Source organism: Micromonospora sp. CPCC 206171, assembly GCF_036906755.1.
GTDB classification, from domain to species: Bacteria; Actinomycetota; Actinomycetes; order Mycobacteriales; family Micromonosporaceae; genus Micromonospora; species Micromonospora purpureochromogenes.
On record NZ_JBAKHT010000014.1, the window covers coordinates 12,690 to 34,211 of the forward strand.

General features: G+C 73.5%; 21 protein-coding genes. 16 read left to right on the forward strand and 5 right to left on the reverse strand.

The window, feature by feature from the left end:
* Positions 1–501 (reverse strand): cation:proton antiporter regulatory subunit, encoded by a 501-nt coding sequence (locus V6U89_RS17290; RefSeq protein WP_154940767.1) that lies wholly within the window; start codon positions 499–501, stop codon positions 1–3.
* Between the two features lie 32 nt (positions 502–533).
* Here V6U89_RS17290 and V6U89_RS17295 point away from each other — a divergent pair, with 32 nt between their 5' ends.
* On the forward strand, positions 534–1,625 hold the full coding sequence (locus tag V6U89_RS17295; RefSeq protein ID WP_334572237.1) for a hypothetical protein: 1,092 nt from the start codon (positions 534–536) through the stop codon (positions 1,623–1,625).
* Positions 1,626–1,713: 88 nt separating this feature from the next.
* Here the strand turns inward: V6U89_RS17295 and V6U89_RS17300 are convergent, their stop codons facing one another.
* Positions 1,714–2,850, reverse strand: coding sequence for an epoxide hydrolase family protein (locus tag V6U89_RS17300; protein ID WP_334572238.1), 1,137 nt, complete (start codon positions 2,848–2,850; stop codon positions 1,714–1,716).
* 82 nt (positions 2,851–2,932) lie between these two features.
* Here V6U89_RS17300 and V6U89_RS17305 point away from each other — a divergent pair, with 82 nt between their 5' ends.
* From V6U89_RS17305 to V6U89_RS17375, 15 genes are all read left to right on the forward strand, one after another.
* A complete protein-coding gene (locus tag V6U89_RS17305; RefSeq protein WP_334572240.1) occupies positions 2,933–3,574 on the forward strand; it encodes a TetR/AcrR family transcriptional regulator in 642 nt (213 codons plus the stop codon).
* Between the two features lie 85 nt (positions 3,575–3,659).
* Positions 3,660–6,251: an ATP-dependent chaperone ClpB gene (gene clpB, locus V6U89_RS17310; protein WP_334572242.1), complete on the forward strand. Its 2,592-nt coding sequence runs from the start codon at positions 3,660–3,662 to the stop codon at positions 6,249–6,251.
* A 168-nt stretch (positions 6,252–6,419) separates the two neighbouring features.
* Positions 6,420–6,800 (forward strand): hypothetical protein, encoded by a 381-nt coding sequence (locus V6U89_RS17315; RefSeq protein ID WP_334572244.1) that lies wholly within the window; start codon positions 6,420–6,422, stop codon positions 6,798–6,800.
* A gap of 58 nt (positions 6,801–6,858) precedes the next feature.
* Complete coding sequence (locus tag V6U89_RS17320; protein ID WP_334572245.1) at positions 6,859–7,827, forward strand: hypothetical protein; 969 nt, start codon at positions 6,859–6,861, stop codon at positions 7,825–7,827.
* Between the two features lie 129 nt (positions 7,828–7,956).
* The gene (locus tag V6U89_RS17325) at positions 7,957–8,586 is read left to right on the forward strand and encodes a DUF4178 domain-containing protein (protein WP_334572247.1); all 630 of its coding nucleotides are present in this window, start codon (positions 7,957–7,959) and stop codon (positions 8,584–8,586) included.
* Positions 8,587–8,590: 4 nt separating this feature from the next.
* Positions 8,591–9,097, forward strand: coding sequence for a DUF2617 family protein (locus V6U89_RS17330; protein WP_334572248.1), 507 nt, complete (start codon positions 8,591–8,593; stop codon positions 9,095–9,097).
* Positions 9,094–9,519, forward strand: coding sequence for a DUF4247 domain-containing protein (locus V6U89_RS17335; RefSeq protein WP_334572249.1), 426 nt, complete (start codon positions 9,094–9,096; stop codon positions 9,517–9,519). Before V6U89_RS17330 ends, V6U89_RS17335 begins: the two co-directional genes overlap by 4 nt.
* Positions 9,520–9,549: 30 nt before the next feature.
* Positions 9,550–9,972, forward strand: coding sequence for a DUF350 domain-containing protein (locus V6U89_RS17340; RefSeq protein WP_334572251.1), 423 nt, complete (start codon positions 9,550–9,552; stop codon positions 9,970–9,972).
* 101 nt (positions 9,973–10,073) lie between these two features.
* Positions 10,074–10,859 (forward strand): hypothetical protein, encoded by a 786-nt coding sequence (locus tag V6U89_RS17345; protein WP_442933943.1) that lies wholly within the window; start codon positions 10,074–10,076, stop codon positions 10,857–10,859.
* Complete coding sequence (locus V6U89_RS17350) at positions 10,856–12,427, forward strand: polyamine aminopropyltransferase (RefSeq protein WP_334572253.1); 1,572 nt, start codon at positions 10,856–10,858, stop codon at positions 12,425–12,427. The genes V6U89_RS17345 and V6U89_RS17350 overlap by 4 nt, the downstream gene beginning before the upstream one ends.
* Before the next feature lie 87 nt (positions 12,428–12,514).
* Complete coding sequence (locus tag V6U89_RS17355; RefSeq protein ID WP_334572254.1) at positions 12,515–13,444, forward strand: hypothetical protein; 930 nt, start codon at positions 12,515–12,517, stop codon at positions 13,442–13,444.
* A gap of 73 nt (positions 13,445–13,517) precedes the next feature.
* A complete protein-coding gene (locus V6U89_RS17360) occupies positions 13,518–14,150 on the forward strand; it encodes a hypothetical protein (protein WP_334572257.1) in 633 nt (210 codons plus the stop codon).
* 9 nt (positions 14,151–14,159) lie between these two features.
* The gene (locus V6U89_RS17365; RefSeq protein WP_334572258.1) at positions 14,160–14,972 is read left to right on the forward strand and encodes an SDR family NAD(P)-dependent oxidoreductase; all 813 of its coding nucleotides are present in this window, start codon (positions 14,160–14,162) and stop codon (positions 14,970–14,972) included.
* 165 nt (positions 14,973–15,137) lie between these two features.
* Positions 15,138–15,677: an orotate phosphoribosyltransferase gene (gene pyrE / locus V6U89_RS17370; RefSeq protein ID WP_334572259.1), complete on the forward strand. Its 540-nt coding sequence runs from the start codon at positions 15,138–15,140 to the stop codon at positions 15,675–15,677.
* 57 nt (positions 15,678–15,734) lie between these two features.
* Positions 15,735–16,112: an ArsR/SmtB family transcription factor gene (locus V6U89_RS17375; RefSeq protein ID WP_007454255.1), complete on the forward strand. Its 378-nt coding sequence runs from the start codon at positions 15,735–15,737 to the stop codon at positions 16,110–16,112.
* A gap of 178 nt (positions 16,113–16,290) precedes the next feature.
* On the opposite strand, the gene V6U89_RS17380 is transcribed toward V6U89_RS17375, so the two are convergent.
* The 3 genes from V6U89_RS17380 to V6U89_RS17390 form a co-directional block, all read right to left on the reverse strand.
* Positions 16,291–17,151 carry a DedA family protein gene (locus tag V6U89_RS17380; RefSeq protein ID WP_334572260.1) on the reverse strand — a complete coding sequence of 287 codons (861 nt, stop codon included), beginning with the start codon at positions 17,149–17,151 and terminating at the stop codon, positions 16,291–16,293.
* Between the two features lie 142 nt (positions 17,152–17,293).
* Positions 17,294–19,813 (reverse strand): polynucleotide kinase-phosphatase, encoded by a 2,520-nt coding sequence (locus V6U89_RS17385; protein ID WP_334572261.1) that lies wholly within the window; start codon positions 19,811–19,813, stop codon positions 17,294–17,296.
* Positions 19,810–21,375, reverse strand: a complete 1,566-nt coding sequence (locus V6U89_RS17390) for a 3' terminal RNA ribose 2'-O-methyltransferase Hen1 (protein ID WP_334572262.1) — start codon at positions 21,373–21,375, stop codon at positions 19,810–19,812. Before V6U89_RS17390 ends, V6U89_RS17385 begins: the two co-directional genes overlap by 4 nt.
* Positions 21,376–21,522 lie beyond the last annotated feature (147 nt).

Consider the following 21,522-nt stretch of genomic DNA (forward strand, 5'->3'; position numbering starts at 1 on the left):
TCAGCCGTCCGGGTCACTGTCGGCGAGGATGGCGGTCACTCCGTCGAGACCCTGGCGGGTACCGACCACGACCACCACGTCACCGGCCGCGAAGCGGAAGGTGGGATCGGGTGAGACGTTCACCTCGCCCTGGCGGAGCACCGCCACGATCGAGGCGCCGGTGCGGGTGCGTGCCTTGGTGTCGCCCAGCCGCTTGTTGACGTACTTCGAGCCCGCCGGGATGGCGATCTGCTCGGTGAGCAGCCCGGCCGCCTGCTCGCGCAGACCGGAGAGCTGGCCGAGCATCAGCGACGCGCCGAGGATGTCGGCGAGCGCCTCCGCCTCGTCGTCGGTGAGCGGGATGTCCGCCTGGCAGGCGTCGGGATCGTCCGGGTCGTACAGGACGAGGTCACGGCGGCCGTTGCGGTGGGAGACGACCCCCAGCCGGCGGCCGGATTCCGTCACCAGGTCGTGACGCACGCCGATTCCCGGTAGGGCAGTCTGTTCGACACGTACTCGCACCCGGGCAAGGCTACCCTGCCGAGGAGGCGCCCATGATCTGTCGAGTGCTCCGTCCGGTGGTCGCCCTGCTGGCCGTCCCGGCGCTGGTGGCGTGCTCGGCGATCGGGGACATCCGCCGCGATCCGCCGTCCCGGTCCGCCGCACCGACGGCCGCGCCCGTGCCGGCACCGCCGCCGTCCGCCGGCTTCGACGAGGTACGCGCCGGCCGGGTCGCCGTCGCCCAGCGGTACGACGACCCGTTCGTGGAGTTCTCCGACGCCGCGCACGGCTGGGCGCTCTTTGCCAGCTGCGACGGCCGCCCGCCGGACCGGAACTGCCCGGCGCTGCTCTTCTCCACGCTGGACGGTGGCCGCTCGTGGCTGCGGGTGCGCCACCCGCGCCCGGTCGCCGACAACCAGCAGCTCTACACCGCGCCGGGACTGGTGACCCTGCTGGCCGAGCCGCACGGCTGGTACACCTCGACCGACGGCGGCGCGAGCTTCGTGCGGACCGACGGGGAGCCGCCCGCCTGGCGGGCCGCGCAGGGGCGGTTCCAGGTGATCGAGGCGACCGGCCGAATGGGCGAGTGGGACGGCCGGGCGCTGCGCCCGCTCGCCGCCCAGCCACCGGTGCCCGCGCTGACCGGTGTCGGCCTCGCCGACCAGCTACTGGTGGCGGCGGGCGAGGACGACGAGGGGCTGTCCGCGGCGATCTCGACGGACCGCGGCCGGAGCTGGCAGCGGACCCCGGTGCCGACGCCCGACGGCGAGGTGTCCATGCTCCGGGTGGTGGTCGCCCCGGACAGCCAGGTGTGGCTGCTGGGCGAGCGGCCGGACCGGATGGACTTCCCGGCGCTCTGGCGGTGGCAGGGGCGGTGGGAGTCCGTCCCGGCACAGTCCTACCCCTCCCGGATCGTGTCGGTCGCCCCGATCGGCGCCGGACGGGTCGCGGTGACCGGCCCGTACGGCGCCGGCGCGGTGATCGACGGCCGGTACACCCCGGTCGCCTGGCCGGTCGGCTCGGAGCACTACCTGACCGTCCTCGGTGACGGCACCGTCTTCGCCCGTGGGTCGACGGACGTGGTGCTGGGCGCCGGCGTCGGCACGGACCGGCGGTGGGTGCGGGTGACCGTCGCGGGCGACTGACGGGCGAGCGTCGCGCACCGGGTCGGCCCGGGGAGCGGACGGCGTGCCCGGCCGGGGCTCCCCGACCGGGCGCCCGCCTGCCGCCGGCTCAGCGGAGTGCGGCGAAGAACTCCCGGAGGTCGGCGACCAGCACGTCGGTCGCCTCGTGCGCGGCGTAGTGCCCGCCCACGTCGCCGCGCCCCGCCACGTCGGCCTGGTACGCCGTCCAGCGGACGATGTTCCCGTGGTCCCGCTCGGCGAAGCGGCGGATCGACTGGAAGTCGCCGGGGAACATCGCCAGCCCGGTCGGGCTCGTCGTCGGCCCGGTCGGGTGCTCGGTGGTGTGCGCGTCCTCCCAGTAGAACCGCATCGACGAGGCCGCCGTGCCGGTGAGCCAGTAGATCGCCACGTTGGCGAGGACGAAGTCGGGGTCCAGGCTCCGGTCGAAGAGCTGGCCGTTCCAGGCGAGCAGGCCGACCGGGGAATCGGCCAGCGCGAACGCCAGGGTCTGCGGCTGCTGGCTCTGCACCTGGTTGAAGGAGAACTTGTTCTCGAAGAACCACTGGAGGTGGGCGAGCGCCGCCTGGTCTGCCTCGGAGAGCCCCTGGAAATCGCCCGGGTCCCCGGAGGGGAACGAGAAGAGCTGGGTGACGTGGACGCCGAGCACGTGCTCGGGGTCGATGCGGCCGATCTCCGGCGAGATCATCGAGCCGGCGTCGTTGCCGACCGCGCCGTACCGGTCGTAACCGAGCCGGGTCATCAGCTCCGCCCACGCCCGGGCGGTGCGGTACCGGTTCCAGCCGGGGCTGCGGGTCGGCCCGGAGAAGCCGAAGCCCGGCAGCGACGGGATGACCAGGTGGAACGCCGGCGCGGTGGGGTCGGTGGGCTCGGTGAGTGGGGCGATCACGTCCAGGTACTCCACCACCGAGCCGGGCCAGCCGTGGGTGAGCACGAGCGGGGTGGCGTCGGTGCGGGACGACCGGACGTGCAGGAAGTGGATGTCCTCGCCGTCGATCTCGGTGACGAACTGCGGGTGGGCGTTCAGCCGCGCCTCCACGGCCCGCCAGTCGAACTTCTCCAGCCAGTACGTCACCAGCTCGCGGACCCGGTCGGTGGTGGTGCCGTACGCGTCGCCGACGCCCGGGAGCTCCCCGGGCCAGACGGCCCGGCGGAGCCGGTCGGCGAGGTCGTCGAGGGCGGTCTGCGGGATGTCGACGCGGAACGGGCGGATCGCGGTGCCGGCCATGCGCTGCTCCTCAGAACGGAATGTTTCGTTCCGTTCTACCATAGCAGAGTGGAACGATCCGTTCCACTGCTATCCTCGGGTCATGCCGAATCCGACCGACACCCCGCCGCTCGCCGGGCGGCGCGCGCAGGCCGCGCGCAACGACGCGGTGATCCTGGCGGCGGCCCGCGCGGTCTTCCTCGCCGATCCGAAGGCCCCGATCGCCGCGGTCGCCGAGCGCGCCGGCGTGGGGATCAGCGCCCTCTACCGGCGGTACGCCGGCAAGGAGGACCTGCTGCGCACGCTCTGCCACGACGGCCTGCGGCGGTTCATCGAGGCGGCCGAGGAGGCGGCCGGCGACCCGGACGACTGGTCCGCCTTCGCCGGCTTCCTGGAGCGCGTCGTCGATGCCGACGTGCACTCGCTGACCGTCCACCTGGCCGGTACCTTCACCCCGACGCCCGAGATGGGTCGGGACGCGGCGCGGGCCAACGAGCTCACCGCGGCGCTGGTGGAGCGGGCGCGGGGTGCCGGGCGGCTCCGCCCCGACGTGGTGGTGCAGGACGTCGGGCTGCTGTTGGAGGGGTGCGCGGCGATCCGCGTACCCGATCCGGAGCGGACCCGGCAGCTGCGCCGGCGGCAGCTCGCGGTGCTGCTGGCCGGCCTCGCCGTCACCGAACCCCCGCTGCCGGGGCCGCCGCCCGCCGCCGGTGAGTTCGACTGGCGGTGGCGGCGAGCCGAGTGACCCGGGTCACACGCCCGGAGTTGAGCGGAATAGGCTCAACTCTGGTTTCGTCCTTACTGGTGGACACGCCGATCCAGGGGAGCCCATGAACACGGAACGCCTCACCACCAAGAGCCGCGAGACCATCACCGGTGCCGTCGCGCTGGCGAACCAGCGCGGTCACGCCACCGTGGAGCCCTGGCACCTGCTGCTGGCCCTGCTCGACACCGACGGCTCGACCGCCGCCGGCCTGCTGCGCGCCGTCGGGGCCGACCCCGCCGAGCTGCGCCGGGTCGCCCAGCGCTCGGTCGACGCGCTGCCCGCCGCCCGGGGTTCCAGCATCGCCGAGCCCACGCTGGCCCGCGAGTTCGTCAACGCCATCGGCGCCGCCGAGCAGATCGCGCGGCCGCTCGGCGACGAGTACACCTCGACCGAACACCTGCTCGCCGGCCTGGCCCGGGTCGGTGGCGCGGTCTCCGGCGCGCTGAAGTCAGTCGGGGCCACCGAGGAGAACCTGGTGGCCGCCTTCCCGACCGTGCGGGGCGGCGACCGTCGGGTCACCACCGCCGACCCCGAGCAGACCTACCAGGCCCTCGCCAAGTACGGCGTCGACCTGACCGCGAGCGCCCGGGACGGCAAGATCGACCCGGTGATCGGCCGGGACTCGGAGATCCGCCGGGTGATCCAGGTGCTGTCCCGCCGGACCAAGAACAATCCGGTGCTCATCGGTGAGCCGGGCGTCGGCAAGACGGCGATCGTCGAGGGGCTGGCCCAGCGGATCGTCGCCGGCGACGTGCCCGAGTCGCTGCGCGACAAGAAGCTGGTCTCGCTCGACCTGGGCGCGATGGTCGCCGGAGCGCAGTACCGGGGCCAGTTCGAGGAGCGGCTGAAGTCCGTCCTCGAGGAGATCAAGAACTCGAACGGCCAGGTCATCACCTTCCTCGACGAGCTGCACACCGTCGTCGGCGCCGGCAAGGGCGAGGGCTCGATGGACGCCGGCAACATGCTCAAGCCGATGCTGGCCCGGGGCGAGCTGCGGATGGTCGGCGCGACCACGCTGGACGAGTACCGCGAGCACATCGAGAAGGACCCGGCGCTGGAGCGCCGCTTCCAGCCGGTGCTGGTCGGCGAGCCGACCATCGAGGACACCATCGGCATCCTGCGCGGCCTCAAGGAGCGCTACGAGGTGCACCACGGCGTACGGATCACCGACGCCGCGCTGGTCGCCGCCGCCGCCCTCTCCGACCGCTACATCACCGACCGGTTCCTGCCGGACAAGGCGATCGACCTGGTCGACGAGTCGGCCTCCCGGCTCCGCATGGAGATCGACTCCCGCCCGGTGGAGGTCGACGAGATCGAGCGGGCCGTACGCCGGCTGGAGATCGAGGAGATGGCGCTGGCCAAGGAGCCCGACGCCGCCTCCGCCGAGCGACTGGAGCGGCTGCGCAAGGAGCTGGCCGACAAGCGTGAGCAGCTCACCGCGCTGTCCGAGCGCTGGCAGACGGAGAAGAGCCACATCACCAAGCTCTCCACGGCCAAGGAGGAGCTGGAGCGGCTCGGCGGCGAGGCCGAGCGGGCCGAACGCGACGGCGAGCTGGAACGCGCCGCCGAGCTGCGCTACGGCCGTATCCCGGCGCTCAAGACCGAGCTGAAGCAGGCCGAGGAGGAGCTGGCCCGGCTCCAGGCCGACGGCGCCATGCTCAAGGAGGAGGTCGGCGCGGACGACATCGCGGCGGTGGTCGCCTCCTGGACCGGCATCCCCGCCGGCCGGCTGCTGGAGGGGGAGACCGCCAAGCTGCTCCGGATGGAGGAGTCGCTGGGCTCCCGGGTGGTCGGCCAGGCCGAGGCGGTGGGCGCGGTCTCCGACGCCGTCCGCCGGGCCCGGGCCGGCGTCGCCGACCCCGACCGCCCGACCGGCAGCTTCCTCTTCCTCGGCCCGACCGGTGTCGGCAAGACCGAGCTGGCCAAGGCGCTCGCCGAGTTCCTCTTCGACGACGAGCGGGCCATGGTCCGCATCGACATGAGCGAGTACGGCGAGAAGCACTCCGTCGCCCGCCTGGTCGGCGCCCCGCCCGGGTACGTCGGCTACGAGGAGGGCGGCCAGCTCACCGAGGCGGTGCGCCGCCGGCCGTACTCGGTGATCCTGCTCGACGAGGTGGAGAAGGCCCACCCGGACGTCTTCGACATCCTGCTCCAGGTGCTCGACGACGGCCGGCTCACCGACGGCCAGGGCCGCACGGTGGACTTCCGCAACGCGATCCTGATCCTCACCTCCAACCTCGGGTCGTCGGTGATCAGCGACCTGACGCTGGCCGAGGAGCAGCGCCGCGAGGGGGTCCTCGCCGTGGTCCGCTCGCACTTCAAGCCGGAGTTCCTCAACCGCCTCGACGACATCGTGGTCTTCGCCGCGCTGCGCGGCGACGACCTGCGCTCCATCGTCGACATCCAGCTCGACCGGATGCGAAAGCGGCTCGCCGACCGTCGGTTGGCACTGGACATCACCGACACCGCCCGGGGGTGGCTCGCCGAGCACGGCTACGACCCGATCTACGGGGCGCGCCCACTGCGCCGCCTGGTCCAGACCGCCATCGGCGACCAGCTCGCCAAGGCCCTGCTGGCCGGGCAGATCCGCGACGGCGACACCGTCCGGGTCGACCTCGGCGACACCAAGGACGCCCTCACGGTCACCCCGGCCTGACCCACCCGCGACGGGCCCGCCCTCCCGGCGGGCCCGTCCGCACATCGACCAGCCCCCACCTTCCCCCCCCCCGTGATCAAGAAGTGTGCGTCGGCGTCACCGCTCCTGCCGACGCGAACCTCTTGATCAGGAGGGTGGGGGTTGGCGGGACTGGGAAAGGATGGGGGCATGTTCGGGATCGGGAAGAGCAGGGACCGGGAGCTGGACGCGGCCGTCAAGGAGCTCGCCGGAGCGGACACGCTCGCCTTCGGCGGGGTGGGCATCGCGGGCACACTGCTGCCGGTGACGGAGGCGTACCGGCGGGTCGAGGAGGCCCTCCACGCGGACCCGGACGAGGCGCGGGACAAGGTCGACTGGCTGCTCCGGCACGGCTCGCCGGCCGGGAAGGCGTACGCGGCGACCCTGCTGGAGCGGGTCGACCCGGCGGCGGCCCGGGAGGCCTGGGCGTCGCTGCGCGACGACAGGGGCGAGTTCACCACCTTCTCCGGCTGCGTGATGGGCAACGCCAGCCTGCGCGGGTACGCCACCGAAAGGCTGGCCGGAAGGTAGGCCGGAGTCCGGCCGAACGGGGCTGCGGCGATCGATCGGCGCCCCGTAGCTTCCCCGCATGACTCAGGACGCCGGCGCGCCGGCCCGCCCACCGCGCCCCACCGCCGTCACCGTCGCCTCCTGGATGCAGATCGCCGCCGCCGTCGTGCTGCTGGCCCTGCTCGGCCTGGTGCTCTGGCAGGCGATCGAGTGGAACGGCGAGATCGACCGGGCGGCGCGGCTGGTGCCCGACGCCGATCCGGACGAGGTCTCCGGCGAACGGGTCGGCAACATCGTCATGTCGTGTGTGCTCGGGGTGCCCACGCTGCTGTTCGCCGCCGGACTCCTCGCCACCGCGCGCGGCGTACGTCGGGGCAGCAACGTCGCCCGGATCCTGGTCTTCGTGGCCGGCGGCCTGCAACTGCTGGTCGCCTGCGCGCAGGGCGGATTGTCGGTCCTGTTCATCCCCTTCCTCTTCGCCCTCGGCGGCCCCGAGGAGGACTGGGACTCCGACATGCCGGCCGAGTTCATGCCGGAGGAGTCGGGGTTCATGCGGGAGCTCTACGGCGACGGGTCCGATCCGGCGGGCGACATCCTCTTCGGCGCCGGCAGCCTGGGGACGCTGCTGGTCCTCGGGCTCACCCTCACCGCGGTGGTGCTGTTGGCGCTGCCGTCGGTGCACCGCTGGTTCGTGCCCCGCGCCGCCGAGCAGGCCCGCCGGGCACCGCTCGACCCGACCTACCCGCCCGCCTTCCTGCTGCCGCCCGGCTACATGCTCTGCCCCGACCCGCGCGCCCACGGCCTGCCGCCGCAGCTGACACCGGCCGCGTCCATGCCGGCCGCTCCGGCCCAACCCGCCACGCAGCCGACGCCGGCCGCGTCCCAGCCCATGCCGGCCGCGCCGACTCAACCCGCCACGCAGCCGATGTCGCCCCAGCCCATGCCGGCCGCGCCCGCCCAGCCCGCTCCCGCCACCCCGCCGCAGGCCGCACCGGACGCACCGCCGGCACCGGACGCCCCGGACGCCGGACCGAAGCCGGGGAGCTGACCTGGGCGGCGGGGCCACCCCTCCGCCACGCCGGACGCTGAGTGACTGGCCGCTCACTCAAGATGGACGTGTTTCCCCAGGTGCGCGGGGTTGTTACCGTCTCCGCCGACGCGTGGGGAGGCGGTCGGGGTGGACGGTTCGGTGGCGTACCTGGTGGCGGCGGTGGGGTGTCTGGTCGGGGTCGCCGGGGTGGTGATCGCCCTGATCGCCCTCGCCCGGCAGCGGAAGCGGACCGGGCCGGCGGCACCGGGCGACCCGTTCCGGGACACCGACGCGGACGCGCTCCGGGGGGACCCGCGCAAGCTCAAGCCCGGCGACATCGTCGAGATCCGGCAGGTGTCGTACGCGATCCGTGGCTCGGTGCACCTGGTCGAGGGCGCCTGGAGCTGGGCCGAGCACCTGCTGGACGACGCCGGTGGGGCCAAGCGGTGGCTCTCCGTCGAGGAGGACCCGGACCTGGAGCTGGTGCTCTGGAAGGCCGAACCGGGCGCCACCGTCACGCCCGGCGCGCCCACGCTGGACTTCGCCGGCCGCCGCTACTCCTGGGAGGAGTCCGGGCAGGCCCGCTACTCAGCCACCGGCACCACCGGCCTCGACCCGACGGGCACCGTCCGCTACCACGACTACCGGGCGCAGGGCGGGGCCCGACTGGCCTTCGAGGCGTACGGGGAGGCCGGCTGGGAGGTGGCCCTCGGTGAGCCGCTGCACCGCTCCGAGGTGATGGTCTACCCGCAGGCCGGCCCGGACAAGGTGGACTGAGGGCGTGCTGGTCCGCATCGACACCCCGTACGTCGACACCAGCGCCGCGGACCTCGGGCTGGCCCTCGGCGACCCCGAGCTGCCGGCCCTGGCCGTCCGTGAGGTGGACCTGCCCGGCGGCGTCCGGCTGCGGCTGCGCCTGCTCGGCGCCTCGCACCAGGTCGTCCTGCCCACCCCGAGCGGTGGGCTCACCGAGACGGTGGCCTGCCTGCCAGGGCGGCCGCCGCACCTGCCCGGCACGCTGCACGACGAGCCCAACGGCTACCGGTTCACCGCCACGGTGCTCCGGCCGCCCGCCGGTGAGCTGCGGGCCCGCGTCGCCGCGCTCCGCGCCGAGCTGGCCGACGACCCGTACGCGCTGGTCGGGGTCTTCCCCGGCGACCCGGACGCGGTCACCGCGCTGGCCGTCCGGCCCGATCGGCCGGACGGGTCGGTCGGCTGGCGCACCTGGCACGCGTATCCCCAGACCAACGAGCTGGTCCTGACCGAGACGGTGGTGGCACTGCGATGACGTACCGGCGCTGGTTCGTGGTGGGAGTGGCCTTCGCGGTCATCGGCGCACTGGTCGCCGCCTTCGCAGTCTTCTACGGCAACTTCTCGCCCCGCGGTTACGTCGAGGACCGCTACACCCGGGCGACCAGCCGGGACATCGGCGGCGAGGCGATCGCGTACACCTCGAACAAGACCCCGAGCCAGGTGGCGCAGGACGTGACGAACGCCTGGCAGCCGGCCGACCAGTACGTCGACGGCAGCGGCGTCTACCTGCGCTACGACGAAGACTCCGTGGTGATCCTGCCGATCGCCACCGGCTCGGTGATCCTCCTCGAAAGCCTCCGCACCGCCTACCCGCGCTACCACTCCACGGTGGGCAACCACTGGGGCTGGGGCCGGGGCAGCACCGTCCGGGGTGGCGGCCCCGGCAGCGGCAAGTAGCCGACCCGAACGACACCCCTGGAGCTCCCTGTGCAGACCCTGGTCACCGACCTGCTGGTCACGCTCGCCTACGGCGTGGTCGGCGTCGTCCTGATGGCCGTCGGCTACGTCCTCGTCGACGTGGCCACTCCCGGCAAACTCCACGAGCTGATCTGGACCGAGCGCAACCGCAACGCCGCGCTGCTGCTCGCCTCGAACCTCGCCGGCGTGGGCGTCATCGTGGTTGCCGCGATCGCCGCCAGCGCCGAGGACTTCGTCCTCGGGCTGGTCGGCGCCGCCGCGTACGGAATCCTGGGCCTGGTCATCATGGCCGCGGCGTTCCTGCTGCTCGACGCGGCGACGCCGGGCCGGCTCGGCGAGATCCTGGTCGACCCGGAGCCGCACCCCGCGGTCTGGGTCTCCGCCGTCGTCCACCTCGCCACCGGCGCGATCATCGCCGCCGCGATCAGCTGATGACCGCCGCGAAGCGGCCGGGCGCCGCCGGGCGCTCGGCGACCACCGGCGCGAAGAGCCCGGCGAAGAGCGCGGAGATTCCGGTGTGGAAGCAGGCCCTGATCTGGGTGGGCCTGCTGGGCACCGTCGCCGCCTGCACCGCCGGGGCGATCGTCAACGGCGACGACGGGTCCGACACGGTGCCGCCGCCGGCCGCACAGGAGCGTGACGACAGCGTGGCGATCCTGGCGCGCTCCTCGGCCAGCCAGGGCGTCTGCTACGGCTGGGAGCTGAAGGACCACTTCGGCTACGGCGACCCGGTCAGCGTCGGCTCCAACCTGGGCGACGGGGTGGCGGTCGAGGACAACCCGGCCTGCCCGCGCTGGCTGCAGGTGAGTGTCCGGATCTACTACCCGTCGGAGAGCAGCGACAGCGACGACAACGCCTACGTCGACGTCAACGGCTCTGGCGACTTCTCCACGGCGGAACTGCTGCGCATCGCGAACGGCCTGGAGCGGCTCGGGATCACCGAGAAGGTCTTCATCGACGATCCGGGCTGGGCCGTCACCCGGGCCGCCGTGATGCTGCCACTGCTCGCCGTCGAGGCGGGGGCGGTCGAGCCGGCCGCCACCCCGGCCCCGGCCGCGACGGAGCCGTCGCCGCTGCCCGAGTCCGGCAGTGACCTGTGGCGGGACCGCTGGGGCTACCTGCTCGCCGCCGCCGGGCTGCTGCTGGTCACCGCACTGCTGGTCATCGTCGGGCTGGTGCAGCGTCGCCGGACGACTGCTCCGGGTCGCGGCGCGGCGCCAGACGCGCCGAGCCGGAGTGGTCGCAAGCGCCGGGGAGTCGGGCCCGCGCAGCGCGCCGGGGCGGCGACGGCGGTGACGCGTACCCCGGAGCGGGCGTGACCACCGACGTGCCGGCCGCCGCAGCGCGCCGGCGGGCGGCCCGGGCGGGCGTCCTGCTCGCGGTCTTCGTCTGCGCGGCCTGCGGTCTGGTCTACGAGCTGGCGCTGGTCGCGCTCGGCAGCTACCTGATCGGCGACGCGGTCGGGCAGGCCTCGATCGTGCTCGGCGTGATGGTCTTCGCGATGGGCGTCGGCGCCCTCGCCGCGAAGCCGTTGCAGTCCCGGGCCGCCGCCGCGTTCGCCGTGGTCGAGCTGACCCTGGCGCTGCTCGGCGGGCTCTCCGTGCTCGGCCTCTACGCCGCTTTCGCCTGGCTGGACCTCTACGGCCCGGCGCTGGTCGGCACCGCGTTCATGCTCGGCCTGCTGATCGGCGCGGAGATCCCGCTGCTGATGGTCATGCTGCAACGCATCCGCGAGCAGTCCGCCGGCAGCGCCGTGGCCGACCTGTTCGCCGCCGACTACGTCGGGGCGCTGCTCGGCGGGCTGGCCTTCCCGTTCCTGCTGATGCCGCTCTTCGGCCAGCTCAAAGGCGCGCTGGTGGTCGGCGCGGTGAACGCGGTGGCCGGCCTCGCGCTGGTCTGCACGGTGTTCCGGGCGGAGCTGAGCCGCCGGGCGCGGGTCGTGCTCGCCGCCGGCTCCGTCGTGGTCGCCCTCGGCCTCTCGTACGCCTGGATCACCGCCGCCGACTTCGAGCTGACCGCCCGGCAGCAGCTCTACCGGGACCCGGTGGTGCACGCCGAGCGCAGCCGCTACCAGGAGATCGTGCTCACCCGGTCGGTGCGGGAGGTCGGGCACGCCGACACCGACCTGCGCCTCTACCTCAACGGCGACCTCCAGTTCAGCTCGGTCGACGAGTACCGCTACCACGAGGCCCTGGTGCATCCCGCCATGGGCGGCCCGCGCGGCGAGGTGCTGATGCTCGGGGCCGGCGACGGGCTCGCCGTCCGGGAGATCCTGCGCTACCCGGACGTCCGCCGGGTGACCGTGGTCGACCTGGACCCGGCGGTGGTGGCGCTGGCCCGCGCCGAGCCGCAGCTGCGCCGGCTCAACGGTGACGCGTTCGCCGACCCCCGGGTCCGGGTGGTCAACACCGACGCGTTCGGCTGGCTGCGCACCGCCACGGAACGGTTCGACGTGGTGGTGGCCGACCTGCCCGACCCGGACGAGACCGCCACGGCGAAGCTCTACACCGTCGAGTTCTACGCGCTGATCCGGTCGGCGCTCGCCGAGGGCGGGCGGCTGGTGGTGCAGTCCGGGTCGCCGTACTTCGCGCCCCGGTCGTACTGGTCGATCGAGGCATCGATACGCGAGGCCGGCTTCGCCACCGTGCCGTACCACGTGGACGTGCCCTCCTTCGGCGACTGGGGTTTCCTGCTCGCCACCCCCGGGGCCGCCCTGCCCGCGCTGGAGCTGCCGGCGGACGCGCCGCCGCTGCGGTTCCTCGACCCGTCGGTGCTGCGGGCGGCGGCCGCCTTCCCCGCCGACCGGGCCCGCCTCGACGTCCCCGCGTCGACGTTGCTCCAGCCCAGGGTGCTGGAGTACGCCCGCGCGGAGTGGCGCGGCTACTGACCCCGTCGCCGGCCGCCGGGTATTTGGTGCGCGCGCCGCTGGGCCGCAGTGGATACGGTGTGGGCGCGATCTAGGGGAAGGAGAATCGTGGTCGATTCCCAGCACACACCGGCCCGCGTCCGGCCGGCCGTGGTGACGATTTCCAGCTATCTGCTGATTCTGTTCGCGCTCATCCAGGTGATCAACCTGATCATCGCGCTCACCACCATCGGCACCATCCGCGAGGTGATGGACGAGGCCTACCGCGGCACCTCCGCCAACGGGGTGCAGGGGGTGGCGGACTTCGCCGTCGCGTTCAGCCTGGGCGGCGCCATCGTGGGGCTGCTGCTGGCCATCGTGCTCGCCGTGCTCGGCCGGTTCAACAACCGGGGCGTGAACGGCACCCGGATCACCACCTGGGTGCTCGGCGGCCTGATGTTCTGCTGCTGCGGCCTCGGCACGGCCAGCAACGCCGCCGGGGGCCTCGCCGGCAGCGGCGCGCCGACCGACGGTGACGTCCCGAGCGCGGAGGAGGTGCAGCGCCGGCTGCAGGACGCCCTGCCGTCCTGGTACGGCCCGGTGACCACGCTGCTCGCGGTGATCGCCCTGCTCGCCCTGCTGACCGCGCTGATCCTGCTCGCGCTCCCCAAGGCGAACGAGTTCTTCCGCAAGCCGCAGCAGGTGTGGGAGCCGCCGGTCCCCGGCGCCGCCTACCCCGGCCAGCCGAGCTACCCGGCGACCCCCGGCTACCCGGCCACCCCGGGCTACCCGCAGGCGGGCTACCCGCCCGCGCAGCCGGGCCAGCCCTCGGCCCCCGGCCAGCCCGGGTACCCGCCGGCCCCCGGCTACCCGGCCGCGCCGGACCAGCCACCGGCCGCCTCGCCGTGGCAGCCGCCGTCGGCCCCGTCCTCGCCCTCGTCGGACGCGCCCGCCGCGCCGCCGGCCGGTCAGCCGGAGCAGGGTGGACCGGCGCAGGGGCAGGACCGGCCGGGCGGGGACGTGCCACCGTCCGACCCGACCCGCCCGACCGGCAGCTGACGGGCGAGTACGAGCGACGCCGACGATTCCCTCCGAGTAGGTTGCAAGCCGACGCCTACCGGAGGGAATCGTCGTGTCGTACCCGGATCAGGCCCCGGCGCGTCGGCCCGCCGCCGTCACGCTGGCCGCGGCGGTGCTCGGGCTGATGGCCCTCGCCGCCGGGGCGTACGCCGTCGCGGCGCTGCTCGCCCTCGGCGGCACGGTGGACCGGCTCCGGTCGGCCGCCGCCGGTACGAGCGCGGACCCCGACGACGTCGACGGCGTGGTCACCCTGCTGCGGGTCACCACGATCCTCTCGGCGGTGCTCACCGTCCTGGTCGGCCTGCTGCTGGTCGGTCTCGCCGCCGGGCTGCTCGCCGGCCGGCGGGGCGCCCGGGTGGCGACCTGGGTGGTCGCCGGGCTGGGGCTGCTCTGCGGCTGCTGCGGCCTGGCCGCGCTGGTCGGTCAGCGGGCCGGTCCGGTGCGCACCGACGAGCAGAGCACCGCCGAGCTGCTGGGCCTGCTCGGCGACGCCTACCCGTCCTGGTGGCTCCCGCTGAACGCGGCCCTTTCCGTGGGCCAGGTGCTCGGCTACCTTGTGGTGGCCGTGCTGCTGGCGCTGCCCGCGGCGAACGGCTGGTTCGGCCGCGCCCGGCCGACGCCGCCCCCGGCGCCGCTGCCGTACGGCCCGTACCCGCCGCCGCAGGCTCCGCCGCCGTCCCGCTGAGGAGCGCCCGTGACGTCCGAAACCCCGGCCACCGAGCGACGGGCGCTGGTCACCGGCGCCACCGCCGGCATCGGCGAGGCGTTCGCCCGCCGGCTCGCCGCCGACGGGTGGCAGCTGGTGCTGGTCGCTCGGGACGCCACCCGGCTCGCCGAGGTGGCCGCCGACCTGACCGCCCGGCACGGTCACCGGGTGGAGACGCTCCCCGCCGACCTGTCCACCGACGACGGATGCGCGGCGGTGGAACGGCGGCTCACCGACGTCACCGCCCCCATCGGGCTGCTCGTCAACAACGCCGGGCTCAGCCTCAACCGGCCGTTCGTACGATCCACCGTCGCCGACGAGACGCGGTTGCTGCGGCTCAACGTGCACGCCGTCATGCGACTCACCCTCGCCGCCCTCGGTGCGATGACGGATCGACGAAGCGGGATAGTGATAAATGTCTCTTCGGTCGCCGGTTTCGGTCCGGTGATGCCCGGCTCGACGTACCCGGCGAGCAAGGCGTGGGTCACGAGCTTCAGCGAATCCGTCGACCTGTCGGTGCGCCCGCTCGGCGTACGGGTGATGGCGCTCTGCCCCGGTTACACCGCCACCGGCTACCACGAGCGCAACGGCATCGACATGTCCGGCACGCCCCGCTGGATGTGGCTGCGGGCCGACGACGTGGTCGACGGCGCCCTGCGTGACCTGCGTAAAGGCAAGCAGATCAGCGTTCCGGACTGGAAGTACAAGCTCGCCGTGGCCGGCCTGCGGCACGCGCCGCGACGGTTGCTGCGGATGGCCTACCGGGACCGCCGGGGACGGGTCGAGTCGACCGACGGCTGACCCGCGCCGCCCCGGCCGGTGCCGTGACGGCGGCGCCGGCAGGGTACGGGATTCCAGCGTGGTCGCACAGCGTAGCCGTCCATCGCCACCCATCGGTCGCCCACGAGGCTGACCCGGGTGGACCCCACATCCGGCGCACAGACTCGCGCAGTACCCTCTATCGCCATGGGGCACCGCGACGACCTGCGTAAATTCATTTCCGACCTGGCTGTGGTCCACGGCCGGGTGGTGCTCTCCTCGGGCCGCGAAGCGGACTGGTACGTCGATCTGCGCCGCGTCACGCTGCATCACCAGGCTGCACCGCTGGTCGGTCGGGTGATGCGCGAGCTGACCGCGGACTGGGACTATGAAGCTGTCGGCGGGCTGACCCTCGGCGCGGATCCGATCGCGATCTCGATGCTGCACGCCGCGGCGGAGAGCGGCCGACCGGTGGACGCGTTCGTGGTTCGCAAGGCGGGAAAGGCGCACGGTCTGCAACGGCGGATCGAGGGGCCTGAAGTGGCCGGTCGGCGGGTACTTGCCGTGGAGGACACCTCGACGACGGGCGGCAGCGTGTTGACCGCCGTCGAGGCGCTGCGCGAGGCCGGGGCGGAGGTCGTTGGTGTGGCGGTTATTGTTGATCGAGGAGCCGGGGACGCCGTACGGGCCGCCGGACTGCCGTATCGGGCGGCCTATACGTTGGCTGACCTCGGCCTTGTGGCGTAAAAATTTGCCGATTCGGATCTGCTGATATGCAGGCGGATCGATGCTGCTGGTGGAAGGATGGAATACGTGGGAACTGCGTTGGCTGAAATGACCATGCCTCAGATCTCGCCGCTTGCCGGCGAGCCGATCGAACGTGCCGATGCCGAGCGGCTGGCGGGGGTCCTCAAGGCCCTTGCCGACCCCGCCCGGCTCCGGCTGCTCAGCCTGATCCAGTCGGCCCCCGAGGGCGAGGCGTGCGTCTGTGACCTGACGGCGCCGCTCGGCCTCTCGCAGCCGACGGTCAGCCACCACCTGCGTATCCTCACCGAGGCCGGCTTGCTGGAGCGGGAGAAGCGCGGTGTGTGGGCCTACTACCGGCTGGTGCCGTCCGCGATCGCCACGATCGCGGATCTGCTGACCCCGCCGCGCAAGCGGGCCACCAAGAAGGCCCGCTGACCCGGTGTCCGCGCGTCGTCCCCGACCGGGGCGACGTCCGGTGACGTACCAGGGGTGGCGTCATCGGGTGGTGACTCCTGCCTGTCACCAGCCAGCTCGCTGATCCGTCCCACCGGCTCCTGACGGTGGCACGAACGGCCGGTCCCTTCCGGGGCCGGCCGTTCGTCGTGGGCGAGGGTCAGCGGCCCTGGCCGTGGTCCGGGTAGCGCCGCTCGCCCTGCGGCGGCTGCTGCCGGTACGGGTGCTGCTGCTGGTCGTGGTGCAGGTGGTGCTCGATGGTGTCGCGGACCGCGTCGACGGCGCCGGCCGCGCTGGCCGCCGCCACCACCGCGACGGCCTCGCCGCGCTTGCGGGCCTTCCGGTCGCGCAGGAACTCGAAGAAGATCGGCAGCACCGAGATCAGGATGATCAACGCGACCACCGGCAGGATGTACCGGTCGATCTTGTCGCCGATCGCGCTGTAGATCTGCTCGGCGAGCAGGTAGCCGATCAGCAGGATGCCGTCGACCCAGAGGATCGCGCCGACCACGTTCCAGAGGAAGAACTGCTTGGCCGGCATGCCGAGCGTGCCCGCCACCGGGTTGAGGAACGTCCGCACGATCGGGATGAACCGGGCCAGCACCACGGCCTTCGCCGGGCCGAACTTCTGGAAGTAGAACTCCGCCTTCTCCACGTACTCCCGCTTGAAGAGGCGGGAGTTGGGGCGGTCGAACATCCGCCGGCCGTACTTGGAGCCCAGCCAGTGGCCGAGCTGGGCGCCGACGATCGCGCAGATCGGCCCGCCGATCAGCAGCCCGACCAGGGAGAGCCGGGTGCCGTTGCCGAAGATCGCGTCCGCCACCGGTGACGCCGCGACGCCCGCCAGGAACAGCAGCGAGTCGCCCGGGAAGAAGAAGCCCACCAGCAGGCCGGTCTCGGCGAAGAGGATCACCCAGACGCCGATCAGCCCGAAGGTCTGCAACAGTTCCTTGGGGTCGAGCGGATTCAACGCAACGGTCTCGACGACCACCCGACTCTTCTCACCTGTGTCCACGGCCACACAGGCTACCCGCCCCTCCCCCCACCCCGCCTCACCCCTCCCGCCCCCTCCCGTGCCGGCACTTTCACGGAAAGCGTGGCCATGGAGCGCGAAATGGCCACGCTTTCTCTGAAAGTGCGCGGATCTTGAGGATGGGGGCGGGTCAGAGGCGGGGGTCGACGGGTTCGGATTCGCAGGCCAGGATGGCGAAGACGAGTTCGTGGCGGCGCCAGAGGGGGGCGTTGTCGGCGAACGCGTCGAGAACGGCGAGGCCGAGGGCGTGCTCGCGCAGGGCCAGGCCCCGCTTGCGGCCCAACGAACGGCGGCGTAGCGCGGCGAGCTGGTCGGGGGCGGTGTAACCCGGGCCGTAGATGATCCGCAGGTACTCCCGACCCCGGCACTTGATCCCCGGCTGGAGCAGCGAGCCACGCGAAGACCGGGCGGCCAGCCCCGCGTACGGCTTGACCACCATGCCCTCGCCCCCGGCCGACGTCAGCTCCAGCCACCAGTTGGTGGCCGCCCCCACCGCCGCGGCGTCCGCCAGGTCGACCACCTGCCGCCGGGTCGGGGTGAAGAACTCGGGGTCGGCCGCGCAGAGCCGGTCGGCCAGGTCGAGGTGCCAGCCGTGGTCCCGGTCGGCGAAACTCACGCCGGCCCCCGCCAGCACCGCGAACGGCGCCAGGGTCACCCCACGCAGCCCGTCGGTCGGCGCCACGTACGCCCGGTAGGCCGCCGAGTAGCCGTCGACCTCGGCGTGGCGGCCGGCCATCCGCTCCCGCAGCCCGTCCACCGGCAGCCCCCGGGTCGCGGCGGCGTCCAGCGTGGCGAGCACCGCCGGCAGCGCCGCCCGGCCGGCCGCGCCGACGCTGGCGTACTGCTCGCGGATCAGCCCGCCCGCCTTCGCCGACCAGGGCAGCAGCTCGCAGTCGAGCAGCAGCGCGTCGGTGCCCAGCTCGGCCCAGAGGCCGGCGGCGGTCACCGCCGCGCGTACCCGGGCCAGCAGCTCCTCGTCGAGCGGCGCGCCGAAGAACGGCCGGCCGGTGCGGGTGTGCACCACGCCGCCGCCGAACGGCCCACCGGTGGGTTCCCGCTCCACCAGCACCACCGCCCGCGAGCCCATGTGCTTCTCCTCGCAGACCACCCGGTCCACGCCCGCCGCCCGGTAGTCCTCGAACGCCTGCGCCGGGTGCTCCAGGAAGCCCTGGACCGTGGAGGTCGAGCAGGGCGCCATGGTCGGCGGCAGCCAGACCAGCCGGCCCGGGTCGACCGCGAACCGGCTCATCACCTCCAGCGCCGCGGCGGCGTTCTCCGCCGGCACGGTCAGCGTCCCGTACGCGTGCACGAGGTGCCGGCGGCCGGTGACGTCCGTCAGGTCCAGCACCGTGTCCGGTCGGGCCGGGGCACTGACCAGCGGGCGGACCGGGGCGTACCACTCCTTGACCGCCGGTACGGCGACCAGTTCCTTCTCCGGGTAGCGCAGGGCGGTGAGCCGGCCGCCGAAGACGCAGCCGGTGTCGATGCAGATGGTGTTGTTCACCCACTCCGGCTCCGGGGTGGGCGTGTGGCCGTACACGACCATGGCCGAGCCCCGGTAGTCGCGGGCCCACGGGTAGCGCACCGGCAGGCCGTACTCGTCGGTCTCCCCGGTGGTCTCCCCGAAGAGCGCGAACGCGCGGACCCGGCCGGACGCGCGGCCCTGGTAGGCCTCCTTCAGGCCGGCGTGCGCGACCACCAGCCGACCGCCGTCCAGCACGAAGTGGCTGACCAGGCCGTCGACGAAGGCGGCGACCTCCGCGACGAACGCCGGGTCCTCTGTGTCGAGCTGGGCCATCGTCTCGGCCAGGCCGTGGGTGAGCCGCACGTCCCGGCCACGCAGCTTGCGCAGCAGCTTCTGCTCGTGGTTGCCCGGCACGCAGATCGCGTGCCCGGCCGCCACCATCCCCATCACCAGGCGGAGCACGCCGGGGGAGTCCGGGCCGCGGTCCACCAGGTCACCCACGAAGACGGCGGTACGACCAGCCGGGTGCACCGCGTCCACCGGGCGGCCCGCGTCGTCGCGGCGCAGCGACCAGCCGAGCCGGAGCAGCAGCGCCTCCAGCTCCTCGCGGCAACCGTGCACGTCACCGACGATGTCGAACGGCCCGGTCAGCTCGCGCCGGTCGTTGAAGAGCTTCTCGTACCGGATCTCCGCGGTCTCGATCTCCTCGACCCCGCGCAGCACGTGCACCTTGCGGAAGCCCTCCCGGGCCAGCAGCCCGTACGTCCGGCGCAGGTCCCGCTGCATCCGGGTCAGCACCTGCCGGCCGAAGGTCCGGTCGGCGCGCCCCTGGGTCCGCTCCCAGGCCAGCGCCTCCGGCACGTCCAGCACGATCGCCACCGGCAGCACGTCGTGCTCGCGGGCCACCCGGACCAGCGCGGCCCGGGCGTGCGACTGGAGGTTGGTCGCGTCGACCACCGTCAGCCGGCCCCGACGCAGCCGGGTGGCGGCGATGTGGTGCAGCGCCTCGAACGCGTCAGCGGAGGCGGACTGGTCGTTCTCGTCGTCGGCGACCATCGCCCGGAACATGTCCGAGGAGAGCACCTGGCTGGGCAGGAAGTGCCGGCGGGCGAAGGTCGACTTGCCCGATCCGGAGACGCCGACCAGCGCCACCAGGGCCAGCTCGGGGATGTCGAGGGTGGTCATCGGCGCTCCTCCTTCCGGTCGGTCGTGGTGTTTACCTTTTCCGCCGCGGTGAGGACGGCCAACTGGGTGGGGGTGCCCACCTCCGGGTCCTCCTCCCCGACGCCGCCGATCGTGGCGGTGTAGCCGTACGTCGCGGCCACCCGCTCGACCCAGGCGGCGAACTCGGCACGGTTCCACTCGAAGCGGTGGTCGGCGTGCCGGAACCGCCCCGCCGGCAGCCCCTCGTAGCGGGCGTTGTACTCGACGTTCGGCGTGGTCACCACCACGATGCCCGGCCGGGCGTGGCCCAGCACCGCGTCCTCCAGCGCCGGCAGCCGGGGCGGGTCGAGATGCTCGATCACCTCCATCAGCACCGCCGCGTCGTAGCCGCGCAGCCGGTCGTCCCGGTAGGTGAGGGCGGACTGCCAGAGTCGGATCCGGTCGCGCTGCCGCTCCGGCAGCCGGTCCAGGCGCAGCCGACGGGCGGCCAGCGTCAACGCGTGGGTGGAGACGTCGGTGCCGACAACCTCCGTGTAGCGCCGGTCGGCAACCAGGGCGGTGAGCAGCGCGCCACCACCGCAGCCCAGGTCGAGCACTCGGGTCGCCCCGCTGGCCGCGAGCGCGGCGAGCACCGCCTCGCGCCGCCGTACCGCCAGCGACGCCCGCCCCGGTCCGGCCACGTCCGCCGTCCCGGCTGCTCCGCCCACCTGTCCCGCTGCCCCGGCATCGCTCTGCGCGGTGCCGGTGTCGGATCCGGGTACGCCGGCCACGGGTCCCGGGTCGGCCGGGGGCTCGTCGATGCTGTCGTCGGGCACGGGCTCGTCGGCGAGGCGCAGCTCGGTCAGCCGGGCCAGCGCCTGCCCGGCCAGCGCCCGGCGGTGGGCCAGGTAGCGACGGGTGATCAGGGCCCGCTCCGGGTGGTCGGCCAGCCAGCCCGCGCCGGCGCGGAGCAGTTTGTCGATCTCGTCCGGCGCCACCCAGTAGTGCTTCGCGTCGTCCAGCACGGGCAGCAGGACGTACAGGTGGTTGAGGGCGTCCGCGACCCGGAGGGTGCCGGTCAGGACGAGGTCGACGTACCGGCTGTCACCCCAGTCGGGGTGCTGCTCGTCCAGCGGAATCGGGGTGGCGGTGACCGTCCAGCCCAGCGGGGCGAAGAGTCGCCCGGCCACGTCGGCGCCACCGCGGCAGCGCAGCACCGGCACCCGTACCTCCAGCGGGATCGCGGTGCCGGCCAGTTCCGGGCGGTCCCGGGACTCGCCGCGCAGGGCCGACCGGAACACCGTGGACAGTGCCGAGGCGAGCAGGCTGGACGCGGCGTACGCCCGGTCGTTGACGTACTGCCCGAGGGTGAAGCTCTCCGGGGTGCTGGCCTGCTTCCGGCCGCCACGCCGCCCCACGCCGAGCCGCTGCGGGTCGATGTCGACCAGCAGGGCGGCGGTGCAGCGGTCCTCGTCCGCCTCGGGGTAGAAGACGTGCGCGGTGCCCGCGGGCAGTTCGAAGGACTGGACCCGGTCAGGGTGCTTGACCAGCAGGTACCCGAGGTCGGTCGCCGGCCGGTGGGTGGTGGTCAGGGTGAGCAGCACGCCGTTCATGGTCTCAGGGGTTTCGATCTTGCGTCGCCCTGTTTATGTGGGTGGGGTTTCCGGGGGAGCCCCACCCGCTCCGGGCGGTCAGGCTTGATCCCTGCGCGGGTGGGGCTCCCCCGGAAACCCGACCTCGGGTTGAGCGGC